This window comes from Staphylococcus pasteuri, from assembly GCF_030547725.1.
GTDB lineage: Bacteria > Bacillota > Bacilli > Staphylococcales > Staphylococcaceae > Staphylococcus > Staphylococcus pasteuri.
Genome location: NZ_JAUOQO010000616.1, coordinates 1 through 252 on the forward strand (window position 1 = coordinate 1; position 252 = coordinate 252).

Sequence of the window (252 nt, forward strand, 5' to 3'; positions counted from 1 at the left end):
GGCTGGTGTAACGACTCAGCAGACTTTTTCGCAAATGGCGACTCAAGCCCGAAATGCGCGTGAGTCTATTCGCCGTCAGTTCAGTTCATCTGCTAATGATGTAGCACCTTTATCTCAAGGTGTTGCTTCACTTACAAGCCGTATTATCGCGTTAGGAGCTACGTATCTCGGCATTAACGCGCTGAAGAACGCGATCGGCGGGATCATCAACACCGGCGCGAAATTCGAGCAGTTAGAAACCCAAATCAATAC

At 49.2% G+C, this 252-nt stretch carries 1 protein-coding gene; it reads left to right on the forward strand.

Annotation, left to right across the window (positions count from 1 at the left end; all coding sequences use genetic code 11):
- Positions 1-34: 34 nt before the first annotated feature.
- On the forward strand, positions 35-252 hold a 218-nt coding region (locus Q4528_RS14930), incomplete at its 3' end, for a hypothetical protein (protein ID WP_303522461.1).